The organism is Methylosinus sp. (assembly GCF_036560965.1).
GTDB lineage: Bacteria > Pseudomonadota > Alphaproteobacteria > Rhizobiales > Beijerinckiaceae > Methylosinus.
Genome location: NZ_DATBQF010000067.1, coordinates 1 through 21,543, shown reverse-complemented (window position 1 = coordinate 21,543; position 21,543 = coordinate 1). Strand labels below are relative to the sequence as shown.

The 21,543-nt window shown below is 64.5% G+C and carries 18 protein-coding genes and 1 pseudogene; 9 read left to right on the top strand and 10 right to left on the bottom strand.

What is annotated here, in order from left to right:
- The 3 genes and pseudogenes from VIF40_RS17140 to VIF40_RS17130 all read right to left on the bottom strand — a co-directional run.
- Positions 1–606: pseudogene (locus VIF40_RS17140) on the bottom strand (Arm DNA-binding domain-containing protein); the annotation flags it as partial.
- A gap of 276 nt (positions 607–882) precedes the next feature.
- Positions 883–1,512, bottom strand: coding sequence for a sensor histidine kinase (locus VIF40_RS21540; protein WP_414684826.1), 630 nt, complete (start codon positions 1,510–1,512; stop codon positions 883–885).
- Between the two features lie 731 nt (positions 1,513–2,243).
- Positions 2,244–2,924 (bottom strand): response regulator transcription factor, encoded by a 681-nt coding sequence (locus VIF40_RS17130; protein WP_331938728.1) that lies wholly within the window; start codon positions 2,922–2,924, stop codon positions 2,244–2,246.
- A gap of 170 nt (positions 2,925–3,094) precedes the next feature.
- On the opposite strand from VIF40_RS17130, the gene VIF40_RS17125 reads away from it, so the two are divergent.
- The 5 genes from VIF40_RS17125 (at position 3,095) to VIF40_RS17105 (ending at position 9,584) form a co-directional block, all read left to right on the top strand.
- The gene (locus VIF40_RS17125) at positions 3,095–3,520 is read left to right on the top strand and encodes a hypothetical protein (protein WP_331938727.1); all 426 of its coding nucleotides are present in this window, start codon (positions 3,095–3,097) and stop codon (positions 3,518–3,520) included.
- An 82-nt stretch (positions 3,521–3,602) separates the two neighbouring features.
- Positions 3,603–5,849: a TonB-dependent siderophore receptor gene (locus VIF40_RS17120; RefSeq protein WP_331938726.1), complete on the top strand. Its 2,247-nt coding sequence runs from the start codon at positions 3,603–3,605 to the stop codon at positions 5,847–5,849.
- Positions 5,850–5,928: 79 nt separating this feature from the next.
- The gene (locus tag VIF40_RS17115) at positions 5,929–7,143 is read left to right on the top strand and encodes a PepSY-associated TM helix domain-containing protein (protein WP_331938725.1); all 1,215 of its coding nucleotides are present in this window, start codon (positions 5,929–5,931) and stop codon (positions 7,141–7,143) included.
- Positions 7,144–7,521: 378 nt separating this feature from the next.
- The gene (locus tag VIF40_RS17110) at positions 7,522–8,199 is read left to right on the top strand and encodes a response regulator transcription factor (protein ID WP_331938724.1); all 678 of its coding nucleotides are present in this window, start codon (positions 7,522–7,524) and stop codon (positions 8,197–8,199) included.
- Complete coding sequence (locus VIF40_RS17105; RefSeq protein WP_331938723.1) at positions 8,196–9,584, top strand: HAMP domain-containing sensor histidine kinase; 1,389 nt, start codon at positions 8,196–8,198, stop codon at positions 9,582–9,584. Before VIF40_RS17110 ends, VIF40_RS17105 begins: the two co-directional genes overlap by 4 nt.
- 40 nt (positions 9,585–9,624) lie before the next feature.
- On the opposite strand, the gene VIF40_RS17100 is transcribed toward VIF40_RS17105, so the two are convergent.
- Together VIF40_RS17100 and VIF40_RS17095 are read right to left on the bottom strand one after the other, a co-directional pair.
- A complete protein-coding gene (locus tag VIF40_RS17100; RefSeq protein WP_331938722.1) occupies positions 9,625–10,797 on the bottom strand; it encodes a DUF5666 domain-containing protein in 1,173 nt (390 codons plus the stop codon).
- Positions 10,794–11,657: a DUF6502 family protein gene (locus tag VIF40_RS17095; RefSeq protein WP_331938721.1), complete on the bottom strand. Its 864-nt coding sequence runs from the start codon at positions 11,655–11,657 to the stop codon at positions 10,794–10,796. The genes VIF40_RS17100 and VIF40_RS17095 overlap by 4 nt, the downstream gene beginning before the upstream one ends.
- A gap of 246 nt (positions 11,658–11,903) precedes the next feature.
- Here VIF40_RS17095 and VIF40_RS17090 point away from each other — a divergent pair, with 246 nt between their 5' ends.
- From VIF40_RS17090 to VIF40_RS21530, 3 genes are read left to right on the top strand one after another with little or no spacing between them, the layout of a single operon-like run.
- On the top strand, positions 11,904–13,394 hold the full coding sequence (locus tag VIF40_RS17090; RefSeq protein ID WP_331938720.1) for a glycosyltransferase family 1 protein: 1,491 nt from the start codon (positions 11,904–11,906) through the stop codon (positions 13,392–13,394).
- A gap of 27 nt (positions 13,395–13,421) precedes the next feature.
- Positions 13,422–13,565, top strand: coding sequence for a hypothetical protein (locus VIF40_RS21535; RefSeq protein WP_414684824.1), 144 nt, complete (start codon positions 13,422–13,424; stop codon positions 13,563–13,565).
- A 27-nt stretch (positions 13,566–13,592) separates the two neighbouring features.
- Positions 13,593–14,177, top strand: coding sequence for an NYN domain-containing protein (locus VIF40_RS21530; protein ID WP_414684823.1), 585 nt, complete (start codon positions 13,593–13,595; stop codon positions 14,175–14,177).
- A 60-nt stretch (positions 14,178–14,237) separates the two neighbouring features.
- Here VIF40_RS21530 and VIF40_RS17080 read toward each other — a convergent pair whose 3' ends face one another.
- Positions 14,238–15,437 carry an MFS transporter gene (locus VIF40_RS17080; RefSeq protein ID WP_331938718.1) on the bottom strand — a complete coding sequence of 400 codons (1,200 nt, stop codon included), beginning with the start codon at positions 15,435–15,437 and terminating at the stop codon, positions 14,238–14,240.
- A 374-nt stretch (positions 15,438–15,811) separates the two neighbouring features.
- Between VIF40_RS17080 and VIF40_RS17075 the strand changes: the two genes are divergently transcribed.
- The gene (locus VIF40_RS17075) at positions 15,812–16,819 is read left to right on the top strand and encodes an LLM class flavin-dependent oxidoreductase (RefSeq protein WP_414684825.1); all 1,008 of its coding nucleotides are present in this window, start codon (positions 15,812–15,814) and stop codon (positions 16,817–16,819) included.
- Here the strand turns inward: VIF40_RS17075 and VIF40_RS17070 are convergent.
- The 4 genes from VIF40_RS17070 to VIF40_RS17055 form a co-directional block, all read right to left on the bottom strand.
- On the bottom strand, positions 16,744–17,532 hold the full coding sequence (locus VIF40_RS17070) for an ABC transporter ATP-binding protein (RefSeq protein WP_331938716.1): 789 nt from the start codon (positions 17,530–17,532) through the stop codon (positions 16,744–16,746). The two genes, VIF40_RS17075 and VIF40_RS17070, sit on opposite strands and share 76 nt — an antisense overlap.
- Positions 17,529–18,563, bottom strand: coding sequence for an iron ABC transporter permease (locus VIF40_RS17065; protein ID WP_331938715.1), 1,035 nt, complete (start codon positions 18,561–18,563; stop codon positions 17,529–17,531). The genes VIF40_RS17070 and VIF40_RS17065 overlap by 4 nt, the downstream gene beginning before the upstream one ends.
- Positions 18,532–19,542, bottom strand: coding sequence for an ABC transporter substrate-binding protein (locus VIF40_RS17060; RefSeq protein WP_331938714.1), 1,011 nt, complete (start codon positions 19,540–19,542; stop codon positions 18,532–18,534). The genes VIF40_RS17065 and VIF40_RS17060 overlap by 32 nt, the downstream gene beginning before the upstream one ends.
- Positions 19,543–19,566: 24 nt before the next feature.
- Positions 19,567–21,543, bottom strand: a 1,977-nt coding sequence (locus tag VIF40_RS17055; RefSeq protein WP_331938713.1) for a TonB-dependent receptor, incomplete at its 5' end; no start/stop codon positions are given.

Genomic DNA, 21,543 nt, shown 5'->3' with positions numbered 1-21,543 from the left:
AAGACGACACTCCTTCCATGCGCCTAGTTCTTTCGCGAACAATCGCGCGATTTCTTTCTTGGTGGACGCCCGCAAGTTGCGTCCATGCGTGGCGAGATAGGTCTCGACGACCCTGCCGAAGGCGTCGGGCTGCACCTCCTTGGCCGCCTTGGCAGCGGCGTGCTCGTTTCGAACGGCTTGCACAGCGGCGAGCCTAGCGGCCTTTTTGGCGGCGGCGGGGTCCAAGGCGTCCGCCAATGGCTTGCGCGCCGCCGTCAGTTGGTTCTGCGCCTCGCGCGCCTTGGCGCGAATTTCGGCGAGCCCGTTGGCGTCCGGGTCGAAGCGGCCAAGCGTGACTTTCTTCGACGCGCCTTGGAAGCGGAAGCGGAGCACATACGACAACGCCCGCGTCGGCCATGCCACGACGTAGCCGCCGATCATCGCGGGGTCGTGCACCTCATAAGGCTTGGCGCGCGCTTCCAACGCCTTGAGTTTTAGGACCGTCAATCCGACTGGCTTGGCCATGTCTGCGGGTCTCCAAAGGTATGCGCGAAAAAGTAAGCGCTCACGCCTGTCCGAGGTTGCGCGGCCTGTCAAATAATGTCGGGGTTGTTCGGAGAAATGCAAGGAGTTTGCTGGGCTTACACGCTGTTTTTTGTCGGGGCTTGTCGGCGACTGACAGCCCCTTTCCTTTGATTGTGGATCTGGGGGTCCCCCGTTCAAGTCGGGGTGGCGGTACCATTCGACTTGCTGAAAAATCGCAACATCCTGAATAATCGGAATGTTCCGGCGCCTTTGCCGGGCTGGCGGGGCAGAGGCCGCCGCCGTTCTGCACATGTCTCGCCGATAGCCGCCGAGCGTTTCCTCGCCGAAGCCACGATCCGAGAGCGGGCCGCGATTCTGTCAGGCGCCGGGAAACCCCAGGCGGAATGTCGCGCCGCCGCCCGGCGTGTCCTCGATCCAGATGCGGCCGCGATGCGCCGTCATCAGCTCCTTGGCGATGGCGAGGCCGAGCCCTGTTCCGGCGATCGCGGTGGTTTTTCGCCAGAACGGCTCGAAGATCGCGTCGCGGTCGTGCGTGGCGACGCCCTCGCCGTGATCCGCGACGCTGACCGAGGGACCGTCCTCGACCGATACGAGGATCATGCCGCCGGCCGGCTCGGCGCGTAGCGCATTGTCGATCACATTGGAGACGACCGATTCGACCGCCAGACGATCGCCGCGGATCGGCATGGGCGCGGAAGGCGCGACGAAGTCGATCTGACGATTGCTGCGATAGGCGAGCAGCAGCGAGTCGGAGACGATCGTCTGCACGGTCTCGACGAGATCGAATTCCTCGAACGCCGCATCGGCGCGCGCGCCGATGCGCGATACGGCGAGCAATTGCTCCACTATGTTGCGGATGCGCCGCGCGTCGCGCTTCAGATCGGTCTTGATCGTCGCCTCTTCCGGCGCATCGAGCCGCGCGCTCAATATAGCGACGGGCGTGCGCAGCTCATGCGCGGCGTTGGCGGTGAAGCGGCGCAAGGTCATGGCGCCGTCGTCGAGGCGCGCGAGCGTCTCGTTTGTGGTGCGCACGAGCGGCGCCAGTTCTTCGGGATAATTGCCGTCGGGCAGGCGCTGATGCAGCGAGTCGAGATGGATGCCGGTCAGGCATTCGGTGAAATCGCGTATCGGTCGCAGCTCGCGCCTGATCGCGAGCCACAGGACCGGAACCGACAGTATGAGCGGCGTGACGAGATAATAGATATGACCCCAGGATTGCTTCAGGAATCCGACCACGAGATCGGTCCAGTGGCCCTTGAATCCATAGACGACGATATTAAGTCGGCCGATCGGCGTTTCGTCGGACTGCATCACCGCATTGCCCTCGGCCTTGTCTCGGCCGGGAAGCGTGAACTCGATCCAGTTCGGCTTATAAGCCAGCAGAGCGGAGAAGCTGCGAGCGAGCTCCGGCGACGAGCCGGACGCGACCAATTCCCGCTCTGGATCGAACACAGCGAAGCGCAGGCCGGGATTGCGCTCGATTTCTTTTTCCAGCGCCGCAGACTTCTCGATGCGCACGAAGCCGCCCGGGTCTCGCGTCAGCGAGGCGATCACCAGCGCGCGCGTGCGCATGACCGCGTAGAATTTGAGCGTGTCGAAGTTGAATCCGGACACGCCGTAATGATCGAGGAAGATGGAGACGAACCAGCCGATCCCGAAGGCGAGCGTCTGCGTGATGACGAGCGTTCGCAGCAGCCGGTTCGACAGCGACCATCGCCTCATCGCGCGGCCGCCTCCGTCAGCATGTAGCCGATGCCGCGCGCGGTCAGGATCGTGACATCGGCGTTCGACGATGTGAGACGCTGGCGCAGACGCGACACCAGCGTGTCGATCGCATTGGCCTGCACCTCGTCCTCCGCGCTGAACACCTCATTGAGCAGCGCGTCGCGCGTCACGACGCGATTGGAGCGGCGGATCAGCGCCTCGAGCAGATTGAGCTCGCGGCGGCGCAAAGAAAATGGCTTGTCGCCGATGGCGAGGCTGCGCGTCTCCGGATCGAAGGAGAGCGCGCCGATGCGGATCAGCGGCAGCGAGGCGCTGCCGGGACGCCGCAGGCAGGCGCGCACTCGTGCGACGAGCTCCTCGCCCTGGAAGGGCTTGGTCAGATAATCATCGGCGCCGGCCTCGAGGCCCGCGACCTTGCTGGTGAGAGAATCGAGCGCGGTCAGCATCATCACGCGCGCGCCGGGACGAAGCGCGCGAATGCGCGGAATCAATTCCGCGCCGTCGCCGTCCGGCAGGCGCCGATCGAGCAGATTGAGATCATAGGCGATCTGTCGCGTCGCCTCTTCCGCCTCGCGGATCGACGTCGCATGGTCGATCACGAAGCCCGCGTCCTTCAACAAGGAGGACAGCAGCCGGGACATGTCCGGCTCGTCTTCCACCAACAGGATTTTCACTGGACGCCGCTCCAGCTATTCCGACCGCCCCCGCGCGATTTTGGTAGCACGGCCGGATTGTTGCCGTAAAGCCACAGTCGCGGCAAAGATTTGCGACGCGCCGATTTTGACAGACTGGTGATAGGTCGTCTCTCTAGCTTTCGCCACGATCGATGCGAGAGAAGGGGCGGATGGCCAAGCGCGCGAAGGAGCGAAAGACGATCGAAGGCCGGCGCGCGCCGTTGCGTGCGGTCCTCGTCGGCGCTCTGGCGTTTTTCCTGCTGGCGCAGGCGTTCTCCGTCATCGGCGGGGCTGTCGCCGCCAAACGCGCATTCGGAGAGACGATCGCCTCCGGCGCCGCGACGGCGTTCGAGCGCTTTTGCGCGGCCGGAAAGAACGGCCATTCGCATGTCGATCACGGGACCGCCTGCATGCTGTGCTGCGGCGGCCGCGACTGGGCCGCGCCGCCGTCCCGCGATCCATATGCGGAGGCCAGCCATCTCTTTCCGCCGTCTCTCCTATCGGGCGCGACGTTCGCGCTGGTGATCGGTCCGGCCGCTCGCGAGAGCGGCTGGGCCAGCTCCTGGTCGTCGCGCGCGCCGCCAGCCATCTCCTGACCGACCGACAGAACGGCGCTCGACGCCGCATTTCCCTTCGGTTCGCGCGGGCTCGAGGAGCCGCGCCAGGAGCAATAACAACATGACTCGCACCACGCTTTCGCGCGGCGTCTCCGCCTGCGCGCTCGGCATCGCTCTGCTCTCTTGCGCCGCCTATGCGCAGGAGGCGTTGCCGACCATCGATATCGGGAACGCTGGACCGGGGCGGCGCACGGACGCCCGAGCGCCGGGCGCGGCCGACAAGGAGACCGGCTATGCGCGCTCGACGAGCTTCGGCGCCACGAAGACGCAGACGCCCTTCATCGACACGCCCGCGGCGGTTCAGATCATCCCACACGAGGTGATCGCCGATCAGCAAAGTCTGAACACGATGGAGCTGGTCAAGAACGTCTCCGGCGTGCAGGCGACGGGACGCTATTTCGATTCCTATCTCATTCGCGGCTTCAAGACCGGCTATGGCGAGACCTATCGCAATGGGCTGAAGCTCGAAGGCGTGCTCGGCGGCGAGGAGGTGGCCTTCACCGATCGCGTCGAGATCGTGAAGGGGCCGAGCTCCGTGCTCTATGGCCGCATCGAGCCGGGCGGCTTCGTCAACATCGTCACCAAGCGTCCGCAGGAGCAGTTCCGCGCCGAGGCGAACGAGCAGTTCGGCAGCTGGGGGCTGTCGCGCACGAGCGTCGACGTCACAGGTCCCGTGGATCAGGCGAAGACGGTCCTCTATCGCCTGATGGGCGTCTACGATCACGCCGACTCTTTCGTAGACTATGAGCATCGCGACAATGGCGCGGTCGCTCTCTTCCTCACCTTCAAGCCGGCGCAGAATTTCGAATTCAACGTCCAGGTCGAGCATTATGAGAAGCGACAGACGGGGCCGTCCGGCATCGGAACCATTCCCGTCGATCTGCGCTCCGGCGCGAATGGAAAGCCGCTCGTCATCCCGGGCTACAATGACCGACCACTGAATTTGGGGCGAAACTTCTCGATCGGCGATCCAGGCCTGTGGAATAACCATCCCTTTGTCGCCCGTCGGACGCTCTTCGCCTACGACTGGACCTACAAATTCGATGAAAAATGGCAGATCACCAATCGACTCCATTATTCGGGAAACAATGACAGCGCCTATGGCTTCGAGACCTACGGCGGCTTCGACGGCACGACCATCTCTCGCGCTTTCTACGGCGAACGCAACACCAATCAGACATTGTCGACCAATCTCGATCTGTCTGGAGAGTTCGAGACCGGACCGATCACGCATCGGCCTCTGGTCGGAATCGACTGGTTCTCGACCCAGCGCAGCTCCAACGGCTCGGACAGCTATGGCTATCCGCTCAATATCTATGCTCCGGTCTATGGCGTTTTCGACTCGAAACTCGCCTATGACAGCTACATCACCGGCTCCAACGTGCTCTGGCGCACGACGGACCGAGATTTCGGCGTCTACGCTCAGGACCAGATGTCCTTCTTCGACGATCGCATTCACCTGCTGCTCGGCGGACGATGGGACAAGGCGCAAGGCGGCTACCCCAAGACCTATGGCGACGGCTTCGCGAGCTGCTGGCCCTTCTGCACGGGATTTCCGGGGAACAACTATCAGGACAAGCCGAAGCTGTCGCCGCGCGCCGCGGTCTTGTTCAAGGTCACGGATGATCTGTCGGTCTATGGCAGCTATGTCCGCTCCTTCGGGCCGAACAATGGCGTCTCGAACGACGGCTCGGCCTTTCCGCCACAGGAGGGTCTTCAATGGGAAGTGGGCGTCAAGAAATTATGGCTCGACGGCAGGGTGACGACCAGCCTCGCGCTGTTCGATCTGCGCAAGAAGAACCTCCTGCAAGCCGATCCGTACGTCCCCGGCCGCAGCATCGCGATCGGTGAGGTCGCCAGCCGAGGAGTCGAGCTCGATATCGCCGGTCAGGCAACTGAAAATCTGAGCGTGATCGCCAGCTACACTTTCGACTCCGTCAAGCTGACCAACGACAACAACAATGGAAACGTCGGCAAGCGCTACAATGGCGCCGCCCCGAATGTCGGCAATCTATGGGCGAAATGGGATACCGCGCCGAACCAATCGGAAGGCTTCGAGTTCGGCGGCGGCCTCTATGTGTCGGACGAGCGCTACGGCTCCAACGCCAACACATGGAAGATGCCGGGCTATGTCCGATTGGACGGCATGGGCGCCTATCGAACCATGATCGCCGGCCACGCGGTGAAGCTCCAATTCAACATCAAGAACCTCACCGACCGCCGCTATTTCGAATATAGCGACAACGGCCGCTTCGCCTATTACGGCCAGCCGCGCACCTTCATGGGCTCGGTGAATTTCCAATGGTGAGCGGCTCGCTCTCATGCTGAAATCAGGGCGCGCGCATCATGCGCGCGCCTTTCATCGTTGACGGTCTGGAGCGGCGGCCATGACGCGTTCGATCTTTGTTTTTCTGCATCGCTGGGCGGGTCTCGCCATGGCGGCCTTTCTCGTTCTCGTCGGGATCACCGGCAGCATTCTGGTCTTCCTGCCGGAATTGAATCACTGGCTGACGCCGAATCTCTATCCCGGCCCGCGCGCCGGCGCGGAGCTCTCCGCCGCCGCGCTGCTGCGCCGCGCCGACGCGCTGACTCCGCAGGCGCGCGCGACGCGCATCTTCTTCGCGGCGCCGGGAACGGCGATCGTCTCCTTCGAGCCGAAGCCCGGCGTGGCGGAGGTCGACGTCTCGCTCTTTCTCGATCCCGTCACCGGCGACGAGCTGGGACGCGTCAAGCAGAAGGGCTTGCCGGAAAGTCTCGGCGATCTGCTGCCCTTCATCGATCGGCTGCACTGGTCGCTGGCGCTCGGCCCCTGGGGCGTATGGCTGCTGGGCGTCGTCGCGCTGGTGTGGACGATCGATTGCTTCATCGCCTTCTATCTCACTCTTCCGCCCAATATCCTTCGCGGCGGACGCGGCTTTCTCGCGCGCTGGAAGCCGGCCTGGCTCGTCAAGCGGGGCGCATCGTCCTATCGCCTCAATTTCGATCTGCATCGCGCGAGCGGCCTCTGGTTCTTTCCGCTGCTGCTGATCCTCGCCTGGTCGGGCGTGTGCTTCGATCTCAACGGCGTCTATCGCGGCGTGATGGATCTCGCCTTCGATTTCGCGCCGTCGGTCTGGAAGCGCGACAATCCGCCGTCGCCCGAAGGACGCGAGCCGCTCGCTTGGGAAGAGGCCGAGCGCATTGCGCGCGATCTGATGGCGGAGCGCGCCGCGAGCGAGACATTCGTCATCGATCGCCGGGTCGACTTCTCGTTGAATCGCGAAACCGGGCTCTATGTCTATGGCGTTCACAGCAGCCAGGACGTTGGCGAGAAATATGGCGGCACGTCAGTCGCTTTCGATGCCTATTCCGGCGCGCTCCACGGCTCGCAGGCGCCGTCCGGCCGCAAGGGCGGCGACACGGTCACGACATGGCTCGTCGAATTGCACATGGCCAATGTCTTCGGCTTGCCCTACCGCTTGCTCGTCTTCATCGGGGGACTGGCGATCGCCCTTCTGTCCGTCACAGGAATCGTCATCTGGTGGAAGAAGCGCCGCGCGCGACGCCATGTCGATCGGACGACGAGCATGGCGTCGGCGGCCCGCGCTATGCTCGATTTGTGACGTCGATCTTTCGGTCCGCGGCGCGGCCGCCAGAGCGCGCCGCCGTCGATGACGCCGATCGACAGGAAGAGCGCGAGAAAGGCCGATCGACGATCTGGACGCCGTGTCGTTCTGATGGGCGGGCGCGCAATTCTCGTCGGCCAGAGCGTGACCTAAGCTGTTGTGACAGGCGAAGCCGCGCCCGCCAGACAGACCCGCGTCTTTCGGCATGATCCTTTCACGATTCCGGCCCCTCGGGCGTCATTCGCATTCTGGTCATCGGCCCGCGTCCTGGACTAGACTGAGCCGGCGGAGGCCCGATGCGCGGGCCGAATGAGCGGCGGTTTGCGCCGGCGAGAGCCGGCGGCGTGAGGCGTTTCGTGTCGGAGGCCGAGAGAAATGACCATATTGCTCGTCGAGGACGAAGCCGAGCTGGCGCAATTGCTCGTCGAGCAGATGCGTCAGGCGGGCCTCGTCGTCGATCGTATCGGCGCGCTCGAGGATGCGCTCGAATCCGTGCGGCAGTTTCCCTATGATCTCGTGCTGCTCGACCGGCGACTGCCGGATGGCGACGGGCTTTCCATCGTTCCGCAGATCAGACGATGGCGGCCGGGCATTCGGGTGATCATCCTCACCGCGCTCGATGGCGCGAGCGACAAGATCGCCGGGCTCGACGGCGGCGCGGATGATTATCTGATCAAGCCGTTCGACATGGAGGAATTGCTCGCCCGCATTCGCGCGAGCCTCCGGCGGCCCGGCTGCGAGATCGCGCCGCCCGTCGTCGTCGGCGCTCTGTCATTCGACCTCGGCTCGCGCAGCGCCGCGGTCGGCGATCGCGCGCTGGTGCTCCACGGGCGGGAGCTCGCGCTGCTGGAAGCGCTCGTGCGTCGCGTCGGACGCGTCGTGTCGCGCAAGATACTGATGGGCGAGGTCTATGGTCTGGACGACGACGCTCTTCCCAATTCTCTCGACGTCCTCGTGTCGCGATTGCGCAAGCGCCTCAGCGAGGCGGAGACCGGCGCGAGCATCTATCCGGCGCGCGGCATCGGCTATATTCTCACAGAGGCGCAATCGTGAAAGGGCATCCTTCGATCACACGGCGCCTGGTGATCTCGCTGATCGTCGTGCAATGCGCCATGTTGGCGGCCACGATCGGCGGCGTGCTCACCTATAATTTGACCACATCGTTCAGAAATGGCGCGCCCTCGCTCGATCCCTATTCCGAAACGCGCGCGCGGGCCTTGCTCGCCGCATCGATCTGGCGCGGCTCCGAGGGCTCCTTGCGTATCGCGCCGACGCCCGAATTCGCCGAATATGCGAGCGAGCGGCCGAGCTTCCGATATGCGGCGCTCGATCCTTCGACCCGCGCGGCTTTGCCCGGCTCCTCGCCGGAGCTGGTGAAGGAGCTCGACTTCGCGCGCGCCGAAATCGAATCGGCGCGATTCCAGATCGCTTCCGATCCGGGGCCGCATCGCACCGGCTTTTTGAGGCGGCAGGAGACGCCGGCGGGCGAGGCGATCCTCGTCATTTACGGCTGCGCCTTCGGCAGCGGCGATCTGCTCTATCATCTCTATCTGATTGCAGAGGCGATTTTCTCCTTCACCGCGTCGTTCATCTATTTGCCGTTGATCGCGGGATCGACGGCGATCGCATGGACCGTCGTCAGGCATGGGCTGAAGCCGCTCGGACAAGCGGTGGTTTCGGCCGGGCGCATCGATCTCGACTCGCTCGACCAGCGTTTGGAGACGGCGCATGTGCCCACCGAAATCATGCCGCTGGTGGCGGCGGTCAATGCGGCGCTGGAGCGCGTCGACGCCGGCGTCGCGCGGCAGCGCCGCTTCATCGCCAACGCCGCGCATGAGCTTCGCACGCCGGTCGCCGTGCTGAACGCGCGCATCGACGCGCCGCGCAAGCCCGGCTTCGAGGTCGACATCAAGCGCGACGTGCGCCGCATCCGCAACATCGTCGAGCAATTGCTCGTCGCGAGCCGCCTCGGCGAACGTCCCGAGGAAATGAATCAGAATGTCGATCTCGTGGACGCCGCGCAGACGCAAATCGCGGATCACACGCTGCTCGCGATCAAGGGCGGCCGGCAGATCGATTTCGAGGCGCCGTCGGAGCCGGTGGTCGTGACCGGAAGCCGCCGCGCGATCGAAGCGATCATCGCCAATCTCGTGGACAATGCTCTGCGCGCCGAGCCGATGGGCGGAACCGTGAATGTGGTCGTCGGCGCCGATGCGTCGATTGCGATCGTCGACCATGGGGCCGGCGTCGAGGAGGCGGAACGCGAGCTGATTTTCGAGCCTTTCTGGCGCAAGAACGATCTCACGCCGGGCACTGGTCTGGGCTTGGCGATCGTAAGGGAGCTCGTCAGTCTTCACGGTGGCGTCATCGCCGTATCGAAGGCGCGCGGCGGCGGCGCGAAATTCGAGGTGACATTTCCTTTGGCGAATCGCTGTTGAGCGCGGCGGCGTCGAGCGCGCCGCCTGTCGGTCGAGCCTCTTATCGCGCCGGTCGGCCGAGGCCGCCGGGGCTCGGCCCGCCGCCGCCGAAGCCGCTCGGTCCGCCGGGCCCGACCGGGCCGCTCGGGACAGCGGGAGTCCCGTAGCCGCGCGGTCCGTCGGGAACGCCGAGGCCGGACGGAAAGTCGACGCCGACCCCGGGGGAGGTCTCCGATCCGGAAGGGCGGCTCCGCGGGCTCGGCAGCTCCGAGCGCTCGCGCTGCTCCTTGGCGGCTCCGCGATTGCCGAGCGTCTCGCTCGACTGGAGCGAACGGATGGACCATGCGCCCGCAGAGGTCGCATCGATGCCGACGACCGCCCGAACGACGCCCTGAAAGGCCAGATCGCGGCCGCCGCCCAGCTGCAAGCCGCTCGCGGTTTTTACTGTCGCGCCACGACGTTCGAGATAGGTCTCGACGAGGAAATTGTCCGGCCCGCGCGGCAGCCAGGCGTCCGCGGAGGTCGTGGTCACGTCCAGCGCGCCGGCTGTCACCGCGCCGCGCACCAGGATGTGCTGGCCGAGCATGGCTTCCGCGACGCCCGACAGCGGCTGCGCGCCGATCACCAGTCGTCGATCCGACGACCGCGTGACGACGCCGACGAGCTGCGCGGCGCCGGGCTCGACGGTTTCGACGAGGCTCGCGACGATGGTCTGATCCGGCAGGCGCAGGCCGCTCACCGCGACATGCTGGCCGATCGAAAAGGCGTCGGTCTTCTTCGTCTTCGCGCCACGGCCGAGCTCGACCGTCTGCCCGAGAACGCGCAAGCCGTGGTCCGAGATTTTTTCGATCGGCCCGACGACCTCGCGCAGAATCTGAATTTTCTTCGTCGTGATTTTCGTCCCGTCGCGCTCGGCGATCAGCGACGCCACATGGCCGATGCGCAGATCGCCGACGCTAGCTTCGCGCCCATCGATGCGGACTTCGGCGTCTGCCGGATAGGAGACGCGAAGCCCGTTGACGATGATGCTGCCGAAGGCGCGTATCGTTCCGACGACGCCGGTTCCGCCTATGCCATTGTCGCGATCCGGAATGGCGGAGAGGTAGCCGGTTCCGCCTATGCCATTGTCTCTCGGCTTGTCCCCGGCGGCGTCGGCGCGCGTCCAAGCCGATGACAGCAGCGACGCCAGAAGCGCCGCGAGCTGGCGTCTGGTCGGATGCCGGAACGGGCTCACGAGCGGACGCCCTTTTGTCCGCTCGCCGCCGCCTGCGGCGGTTGCTCGTCCACGCGGTAGACATAGACGCCAAAAGTCCAGCGCCAGCCTCCTCCTTCGTCGCTTCGCTGGAGCGTCTGAGCCTCGCGATTGGCGGCGATCAGCCCCTCCATCGCCAGCTCGCGGGACAGCGTCTCGAGCCGCCGGGCGCCGTCTTCCGAAAGCCCTTCGTAATGAACCGCGCGCTCCATGAAAGGCGCCGGCTCGCTGACGATATTGGCGGCGGCGGCCGCGATATGATCGTGGAGATTGCGGCCGAAATAATAGAGCTGGCGTTCGTCGCCCTTGTTGGGAGCGATCGCCGCCTCGCCGAGCGCGACGCGGCCGTCCTCGTCGATCGAGACGATCTCGCGGTCGAGCCATTCGTCGAGAACGGCGCGCGGACGCACGTCCCGCGTCACCTCTTCGACGAGGGATTCGAAGGTCGGGCCGCGCCCTTTCGATCCAACGCGGCGCAGAGGCGCCGGAGCGCCCTTCTTGTCCGCGAATCGCTTGTCGCCGAGCCATAGCGCGACGATCTGCGACGTGCGCGACACGCTGGCGGGCACGGTCCGCACCGGCGCGCCGGCCTCCCGCAGGCGGCGAACCTCCTTGCGGTGGATGCCGGTGAGCAGGCTGATGCGGCTGTCGGTCTGCTCCTTGTCGGGCAGAGCGAAATCATGAACCGCGACGTTTACATAGAGCTCGCGCAACAGATCGCAGAGCGATGGAAAGGTCGTCCCGTAGCGAATGAGCAGCCGCACGAGCGGGCGCAGCAGCCGAGCGATCGGCTGCTGGAGACGCGCGGCGTCGGAAAGCCCATTGTCGTCGCTGTCGGCCATGCCCGAAGGTAACCCGCCTGTGCGTGGGACACAATCCCACGGCTCTTGACAGGCCGGATTTTTGTTCGCAGAGTATGTGGGATATTTTCCCACGACGCGCGTCGTGGTCGATGTCACCCATGGATCGCGCATTCGCGAAGACTCGCCGGCGAGATCAGAAGACTTGCCGCCGAGATCATCGGCAGAGATCGCATTCGAAACGCGCGACAGAGCGTCACCGCCGAAGCATTCGGGACTCTTCGAGCCATGAACATGCATGCAACGCCCGATTTTCTGACCGACTGCCGATCATCCGCTCTCTCGACCGGAGTCGAGCCTCCGCAGGATGATGCGACTCGTATCGCTCTCCATCTGGCCGCCCAAATCCAAAAGGAGCACCTCGAGCTCCATCGACAGCGCGTCGCCGGCGCCATCGATCCGATCACCGCGCATTGCTATCTGAAGATCAAGGAATTGCTTTGGACTGTCGCCCGCCTTGTTGGACTGGCGCATCTGCATGACGGCACGCGCAAGCGCATTCCGAGCCCGCCACATCCGCCGCTTCCGCTGCGCGGCGCAGATCCGACATCCGCAATTCTCGCCGCCGATGCGCCGCGCCTGTTCATCGATGTGACGCCCACGCATCGATTTGGTGGAAGGCAGGGAATTCAACGCGTCGTTCGCGAGATCGCCAAGCGGTCGCTTCGCGGCGAGGGCTCGCTTCCCGTGGTGATCGAGAATGGACGGGTGACGCCCTATTTCGAGAATCGCGGACCGCAATCGCCGATCGAGTTCCGAAAGGGCGATAAATTCGTGATTTTGGACGCGAGCTGGCTGGCGACCGACGAATATGTTCCGATCATCGAAACGTTGAAGGCCGCTGGCGGACAGCTCGTGACCTTGATCTATGATCTCATCCCGCTGACGCAACCGCTCAGCGTCGCGGCTCCGATGACCGAGCAATTCAAAACATGGTTCGAGGCCATCGTTCTCGAAAGCGATCGACTTTTGTGCATCTCGCGAAGCGTCGCCGATGATCTCGTTTCCTATCTCGCGCGCGAGGGCGTGCGGACCAAGGCGGATTTGCGAATCGGCTGGTGGCGCTTGGGCGCCGACTTCGACGAGCAGGACGAAAAATCAGTCTCGGCCGAGGCGATGGACGTAGCGGCGAGCGAGGCGCCTTTCTATTTGAGCGTCGGCACGCTCGAGCCGCGAAAAGGCTATTCGATCGCGCTCGACGCCTTCGATCTTCTCTGGCGCTCGAATGTGGTCGATGCGCGCTATGTGATCGTCGGTCGGGCGGGCTGGCAGAGCGAGGCTCTGCAGCGCGACCTTAGAAATCATCCAGAATATGGACGCCGTCTCTTCTGGCTGAACGATGCGAGCGACGCGGATCTCAGACATTGCTACGAGCGTTGCTGCGCGCTGATCTTTCCATCCATGATCGAAGGATTCGGCCTGCCTCTCGTCGAAGCGGGCCGTCGCGGCATTCCGGTCATCGCTTCCGACATTCCGGTGTTTCACGAAATCGGGGGCGCGGATGTCCGTTATTTCGATCTTCTCGATCCGATCGATCTCGCCTCCGAAATTCTGCGTCTGTCGCGCGAGGCGCCGACGAGACTCCACTCGTCCTATGTCACATGGGACGATGCGGCGGACGCTTTTCTGGAGCTGGTATCGACAGACGCCTATCAGACGCGAATAGCCGGTCCCGCGTCTGCGCCGGCCGTCGCCGCCCCTGCCCGAGCCGTTTCGTAACGTCGAAGCGCCGTGAGAGGAGACTCTATGAATTTCTCAGTGATCATGACGATCCAGCCGCTCCTCGAAAAGGCCACGGATTTGCTCTGGATCGTGGGCAATGGCCTCGTCATCGCCGATCTCGCCGGCTTCATGGTGATTCTCGGCCTCTTGATCTTCGAGATTTTTTGACGACGCCGTCCGATATGCGCGCCGACGATGGACGCGTCGGCGCGCGAGGCGGGATGCGGATGCGAGATCGAAATGCGAAATTTCGAACGAAACGCGATATTCATCGACGGCGCAAATCTCAATATGGCTGTCAGCTGTCTCGGCATCGACCTCGACTACGGCCGGTTTCTGCGCCTGCTTCGCGGACAAGCATCGTCGACCCAGGCCTTCTACTACGCCGCCGTGACGGATGCGCAGGCCGACGGGACGATACATCGGCTGACCGATTGGCTCGGCCATAATGGATATATCGTCGTCACGAAGCAAATTGCGGAATCGATCGACCGCTTCGGTCGCCGCAGAGCCAGAGGCAGCATCGACGTCGATCTCGCGGTCGCCGCATTGGCGATGGCCGACCGTGTCGACGCGGTCACTTTGGTATCGGGCAATGGCGCGTATCGATCGCTCATCGAGGCGGTTCAGCGCAAAGGCGTGCGCGTATCCGTCGTTTCGACGATCAGGACGCAGCCGCCGATAATCGCCGAGGAATTGCGTCGTCAAGCCGATGACTTCGTCGATATCGATGATCTCGCCGAAAAAATTCGTCGCGTCCGGGTCGATACGGTCGGGTGACGAAGCGCCGGGAGCATTGGCTTCATCCACGCCGCGCTCGCCGTGCGATCGCGCCGGTCTTCAGCGAGCCTTTGCGTCGCCCGCCGGAAGGAAGACGGTGAGCAATCCGATCAGCGGCAGGAAGGCGCAGACGCGATAGACGAATTCGATGCTCGTCCAGTCGGCGAGCGCGCCGAGCGCCGCCGCGCCGACGCCGCTCATGCCGAATGCGAAGCCGAAGAACAGGCCGGACACCGCGCCGATGCGATTGGGCGTCAGCTCCTGCGCATAGACGAGGATCGCCGGAAAGGCCGACGAGAGCATGAAGCCGATCACCGCGCTGAGACCGACGGTCGCCGGAAGGCCGACATAGGGCAACGCCAGAGTGAACGGCAGAACGCCGAGAATGGAGCCCCAGATCACGCGCTTGCGGCCGAGCCGATCGCCCACTGCTCCGCCGATCACAGTGCCTCCGGCGGAGGTGGCGAGGAAGACGAACAAATAGACTTGCGCCTCCTGCGCCGTCGTGTCGAAGCGGCTCATCAGATAGAAGACATAATAATTGCTGAGGCCCGCCAGATAGACGAATTTCGAGAACATCAGCGCGACCAGAACCGCGAGCGCGCGGCGACGCTGCCGCGCGGAAAGGCCCGAGCTCCCATGCGAGACGCCGGACGGCGGCCTTGCATGGCCATTGCTGCGGAACCAATGTCCGAGAGCCGTCACCACGCCCATGCCGCCGAGCGCCGCGAGCGCGAACCAGGCGAGGCTGCTCTGTCCGCGCGGCAAGATGAAGAAAGCCGCCAGCAGCGGCCCGAGCGACGCGCCGAAATTGCCGCCGACCTGGAAGAGCGATTGCGCGAGCCCATGCGCGCCTCCCGAGGCGATGCGGGCGATGCGCGCGGATTCGGGATGGAAGATGGAGGAGCCGACGCCCATCAGCATCGCCGCGGCCAGCAGAGCCGGATAGCTCGGCGCGAAGGCCAGCGCCAAAAGTCCGCACAAGGTCGAGCCCATGCCGACGACCAGCGAATAGGGTTGCGGCCGACGGTCGGTATAGAGGCCGACAAGAGGCTGCAGCAGCGAGGCGGTGATCTGATAGGTGAGGGTGAGCAGGCCGATCTGCCCGAAATCGAGATCGAAGCCGCCTTTCAGCAGCGGATAGACCGCCGGCAGGAGCGATTGCATCATATCGTTCAAGAAATGGCAGAAGCTGATCGCGCCCAGCACCGGAAATTCGGGAGCGCCGGCTGCCGGCCTGTCGGCGACGGATCGGCTCAAGATATCGACCTTTCTCGCTCGGCGCGAAAGTGTTCGGCAGTCCGTCGGTGGATCGACGAGGGGGCTGCTCTCATACGAAGCAAAGCCCGGGCCGTCTACGACGTTCCACGCTGAAACCCGCTTGCGATCTCGGCTGCGCGGGATCGCCTCGGCGCAAACTGCGCTTGAGCGTGGAGTCGAAGCAATATATAAAACTATGACATAACGAGTGGGAGGGTCGGTTGATCCACGAGGCGAGCGGATCGGCGATCCCGATCCCCGACGGCGCGCAGAGCTCTGCGAGCGCATCGAACGAAACTGATCCTTCGACGACGCGTTTCCGTATCGGTCTTTCAGGCTGCGGCGGCGGGCTCGAGTCGGTGTCGACATCGCAATTGCTCGATCTCGCCGAGATGGTCGAGGCGCTCGGCTTCGACGCGATCTGGATCAATGAGGAGCATTTCCAGGGCAGCATCATCGAGGTGGAGGGGCGGCGCTGCCATTCTCCCATCGCTCTGGCCGCGGCGATTCTGGCGCGCACGCGGCGATTGCGCGTCGGCTTCTCTGTGCTGCTGCTGGCGTTGCATCACCCGATACGCCTGGCCGAAGAGATCGCGACGCTCGACGTTCTGTCGAACGGCCGCGTCGATTTCGGCGTTTCGCGCGGCGGCAATGGGCGCTATCTCGAGGTCTATGGCGTTCCGGCGGACAAGGTCAATGATCTGTTCCGCGACAATCTGGCGTTGATCGTGAAGGCCTGGAGCGACGAGAAGATCGCGATCGGCGAGAACGCGTTCTCCGTGGAGCCGAAGCCGGTCCAGCGTCCGCATCCGCCGATCTTCATGGGAACCTACACGGATGAGACGGCCGCCTGGGCGGCGCGCGAGGGCCATGCGCTCATTTGCCATGGCATCACCAGCATGGCCAATCAGCGGCGTTTGATGAAGGCCTATGTCGAAGCGGGCGGCGATCCGGCCGGCGCGCCCTTCGGCCGCTTCGTCTATGTGAGCGAGACCGATGAAAGCGCGCGCGAGGAGCTGTGGCCGACGATCGAGAAGCTGACCGCGCGCTTGCGCGGCTTCGGCCTGTTCAATCGCAAGGGCGTCGTCGCGGAGGCGGACCTCGAGCCCGAGAATTTCTATCGCGACATGGTCATCGTCGGCTCGCCGCAGACCTGCGCGCGCGCGATGCTCGCATTGCACGACGAGCTCGGAATCACCTACCTCAATGCGTTGAGCGCTTTTTTCGGCTTTCTGCCGCTCCCGCTGCTGGAGAAATCGCTCACGCTGCTGGCCCGTGACGCGCGGCCGCTCGTCGAGGCGGGGCTTCAGTCGAGGTCGGGCGCGAAAGCGACGACGTCTCTCGCATCATCGGCGGCGAGCCTCAGCATGGGAGCGCCATAGAGCCGGCTCATGGAGTCGCGGTCGCAGACCTCGGCGGCCGTCCCTTCGGCGATCAGCCTTCCGCCGCGAAGCAGCGCGACGCGCGCGCGGAGATTGAACGCCTGATCGGGCAGATGCGTCGTCATGACGACGGTCTTTCCGGCCGCCGCGAGATTTTTCATCAGCGTCAGCACGCGGCCCTGATTTCCGAGATCGAGGCTGGAGGTCGGCTCGTCCATGACGATGATCGGCGCGTCCTGGGCGACGGCGCGCGCGATCAGCACGAGCTGGCGCTCGCCGCCGGAAATCTGCGTGAAGGGCTTCTTCCGCAGATGGTCGACGCCGATGTCGATCAGGGCGCGCCGCACGATCTCATGGTCCTGCGGCGAGGGCGATCCGACGCCATCCATATGAGCGGCGCGGCCCATCAGCGCCATTTGCTGCACGGTGAAGGCGAAGGCGCTGTGTCCCGCCTGCGGCACATAGGCGATGCGCTTGGCGATCTCGCGGCGGCCGAGGCCGTGGAGGTCGTCGCCGAGCGCGCGGACACGCCCCTGTTCCGGCGTCGCGAGGCCCAGCAGGCAATGAACGAGCGTGCTCTTGCCGGCGCCATTGGGGCCGAGCAGGACGAGCAATTCGCCGGCGCGCGCCGAGAGCGAGATCGAATCGAGGACGCGCTCACGCCCGGGCGCGCGACGGAAGGAGAGATCGACGATCTCTATGGCGGCGGTCACGACCATTGCTCGTTGCGGGTCCGCATCACCAGAAAGAGGAAGAAAGGCGCGCCGATCACCGCCGTCATGACGCCGAGCGGAATTTCGATCACCGAGGCCGAGCGCGCGACATCGTCGACGGCGAGCGCGAAGAGCGCGCCCAATGTCGCTGTCGCGATCATGGCGCGGCCGGGCTCCATGCCGAACAGCATTCTCGCGATATGCGGAACCAGCAGCCCGACCCATCCGACGATCCCCGCGACGCAGACCGTCGCCGCCGTCATCGCCGTCGCGCAGAGAATGACGATGGTTCTGAGCCGCGCGACATCGGCTCCGAGCGCCGCCGCCTCATGCTCGCCGAGCGCGAGCAGGCTGATGCGCCATCGCAGCGCGAACAGAGTGGCGCCGCCGAGAAGAACGGGAGCCGCCACCGTCGCCGCATCGGCGGCATCGGCCTTGGCCAGGCTTCCCATCAGCCAGAAGGTGATGGTCGCGAGCGTGTCGACCGGATCGGCGACATATTTGACCAGGGAGATCATCGCCTGAAACAAGGCCGACATCACCATGCCGCAGAGAATGAGGGTGATGAGCGAATTGCCCCTGACGCTGCTCGCGGCGAGGAAGGAGGCGACGACGGCGGCGAGCCCGCCGATGAAGGCCGCGCCTTCGACGGCGATCGTCGGAAGATGGAACAGCAGCGCGAGCGACGCGCCGAAGCCGGCGCCGGCGGAGACGCCGAGCAGCGAGGGCGAGGCCATGGGATTGCGAAACACCGTCTGAAAGGCCGCCCCCGCCAGGGACAGTCCGGCGCCCACCATCACCGCCGTCGCGACGCGCGGAAGGCGAACGAGGAGCAAGATCGTCTCGGCCGTCGCGCTGCTCTGCGAGCCGTCGCCGCGGCCCAGAAGCGTGTCGGCGATCGTCGCCAGCGACAGCGGATAGCGGCCGATCGCCAGCGACGCCACGATCAGCGCGACGAGCGCCGCGACCAGCGCGAGCAGCAGCCGGCGTCCTTCGACGTCAGCGGCCGGGAGAGCCCGCCAATATTTCATCGAGCTGCTCTTTGGACAGAGAGATATGGAAGAAGCGATCGTAGAAGGATTGCATCTCGCTTTCGAGCATCGCGCGCGAAAATGTCTCGGGATGGAGAATAGAGGCCGCCCAAAGGACGGTGAGCGGCTGCTCGATCGTCCGATTCGCCCAAAGATGCGCGCCCGCCGGCGCGACATGCACCCGCTTGTCGCGCACGGCCGCGACGTCACGCAACCGCGGCTCCGCCATCGCCAGATCGCGCTCGCCGCGATCGGCGACGATCAGCACTTGCGGATCCCAGGCGATCATTTGCTCGAGCGAGAAGGTGACGCTCTCCTGGTCGCGGCCGTCGTCGGTCAGGCTGCGGCCGCCGCCATGCGGAATCCACCATTCGGCGATTCGATGCGGCTGCGTGAGGCGTCGATAATTCACATAGAGCACGCGCGGACGCGTCGACGCCTCGACAGGGCCGAGCGTCGCCGCGATCCGCGCGAGCGTGGCGTCGAAATAGCGAACATAATCCGCGGCGACGCTTTTCTGGTCGAGAATGTCGCCGAGAAGCGCCATCAGCCGCTTGATGTCGTCCGGCTCCCGCCATTTCAACAGCACCGCCGGCAGGCCGAGGCTCCCGAGCTTGTCGGTCGTCGCGCGGTCCATCGTCAGCACGAGATCGGGGCGCAGCGCGATTATGTCCTCGGTCGCGAGACCGCTCGCCGAGCTTTGCACGATGGGGCGTTTCGCGAGATCCGGCGCGAAGACGAATTGGAATTTTCGCGCCAGCTCGCTCGGCAGCCCATTGACGATCGATTGCTGCCGGCCGAAGGCGAAGAGAAAGCCGTTGAGAACAGGAACCGGCCCGAGCGTGACGATGCGCGAGATTTTCTCGGGCAGCGTCACGCTGCGTCCGTCCATGTCGACGATCGTCCGACATTCGCCCGCGACGGCCGAGACGAGCAGGACCACGGCGAAGCAGACGATGCGCAGAAGATGCGACGACATGAGCGCTCCTCGATCCGGCGCTTTTCAGAATGACGCCGAAACGCCGGCGAAGATCGTCCGCGGCGCGCCGACGTAATAGGAGGTGCTGTTCAGATTGGTCTCATTGACGGAGATCGCGCTGATATAGCGATGATCGAAGAGATTGGTCACGCCCGCCGAGACGGTCATCGGCGTCAGGCCGAGCTTGGAGCCGAATTCATAGGATGCGTTTATGTCGACGAGCGCATAAGGGCTGACCGCCTGCGTGTTGTCGGCGAGACCGTAGCGCGTGCTGTTGAAGCGGAAGATCGGCGTGATCTCGAAGCCGTCGCGGTGAAAGGTCGCCGCGAGCTTGGCCTGATAGCGCGGCGTATAGGGCGTCTGCTTGCCGCCGATCTGCATCACGGAGGACGAGCCGGCGGTGATGTTCGCGACATAGGTCTCGGCGGCGATCGTCGCGCTGCCGGTGAGCGTCAGCCAGTCGGTCGTCTTCCAATTCGCCTCGAGCTCGAAGCCGCGGCCGACGGTCGCGGCGTTGCTCTGATAATAGCTCTGCCCGACGGCGGGATCATAGACGAGCACTTCTTTCTTGTGCGTCCAGAAGCCGAAGAAGGTGGGCGCGATGGTCACGTCGCCGGTCTGATAGCGCAGCCCGACATCGACGGCGTCGACAGTCTCGGGCCGAATCCGCCCCATGAGCGTCGCGAGCGTGATTCCCTTCGCGAGGAAGGCCGCCTCGGCGCCGAGAAAGGAGCTCGCCTGCGGACCCCAGTCCGGGCGGCCGACCTTGCGGGAATAGCTGGCGTTGGCGCTCCATTCCTCGGAGAGACGGTGGCGCACGCCGAGATTGGGGAGCCATTCGTAATAGGTCAGCGCCGGCGCGCCGGCGTTGGCGTCCGGCGCCGGATGGAAGGCCCACACATCGTCGTAAGTGACGTCCGGCAGGCCGGTTCGGCTGAAATATTGCATGTGGGGCGTGCCCTCTATGTGCAGGCGCAGTCCGCCGGAGACGGTCGTCGCTCCGAAGGTCTGCGTATATTGCGTGTAAGGGCTCACGAATTTATGCGTGTCGCTCGTCGCGAGCGTGGACCAGCTGCCGAAATTCAGCGTGCCGAGCGGCGTCACCGTATAGAGTTTCTGATGCAGCGGCGGAGGCTCCGGCTCCGCCGACTGTCCCCAGAAGCCGAGCATGAAATCGGCGTCCCAGGGCAGATGCTTGCGATATTCGATCGTGCCGCCGAGATTGTAGTTGCTGACCGGCCACAGACGGTCGCTCGCGCCGGAGGTCGCCAGCGCATAGCCCGTATTGCGCCAGTAATAGGGCTTCAGAACGATCGATTGCGTCGGATCGATATGATAGGCGATCTCCGCGAAGATGGCGTTGGTGACATAGCGCGTGCGATTGAATGTGTAATAGCTCGCGTCGACGGCCGATTTGCCGGTGAAGCTCGTATTATAGTCGAAAAAGGCCGTCGCGCCGAGGTTTTGCGTCTGCGCGAAGGTCAACGGCATGTAGCTGTTCGCCTTCTGGTCGTTGTGGACGCCGTAGACGGAGACCTCGAGCTGGTCGCCGAGCGATTGAGTGAGGCCGAAGGCGACATTCTTGCGCCGCGCGTCGCCCTCGCCCTTCCATTTCTCGGCGTCGGAGACGGAGCCGGAGATGAAGAAGGAGGTTCCAGTCGGCAGACGCCCGGAGTCGATGCGCGCGAAAGTGCGGTGAAAACCGTTGGAGCCTGCGCCCTGCGAGATCGTCCCGCTCAATTTCTCCTTGGGCGGAAGGAGGTTGAGGTCGAGCGCGCCGGCGGCGTTGGCGAAGCCGAGGCCCTGATTGGCGGGAACGCTTCCGCGATAGAGATCGACGCGGCCGATGTCGTCGAGATCGAACAGATCGGCGCCGCCGACGATGCCTTGGATGGGCAATCCGTTGATGGTTCGCGCCAGAAAGAAATCGGAGACGCCGCGCACGGTGATGCTGCGGTTGAAGGAGAGGCCGTAGGGGTCTCCCGAGTCCTCGATCACGCT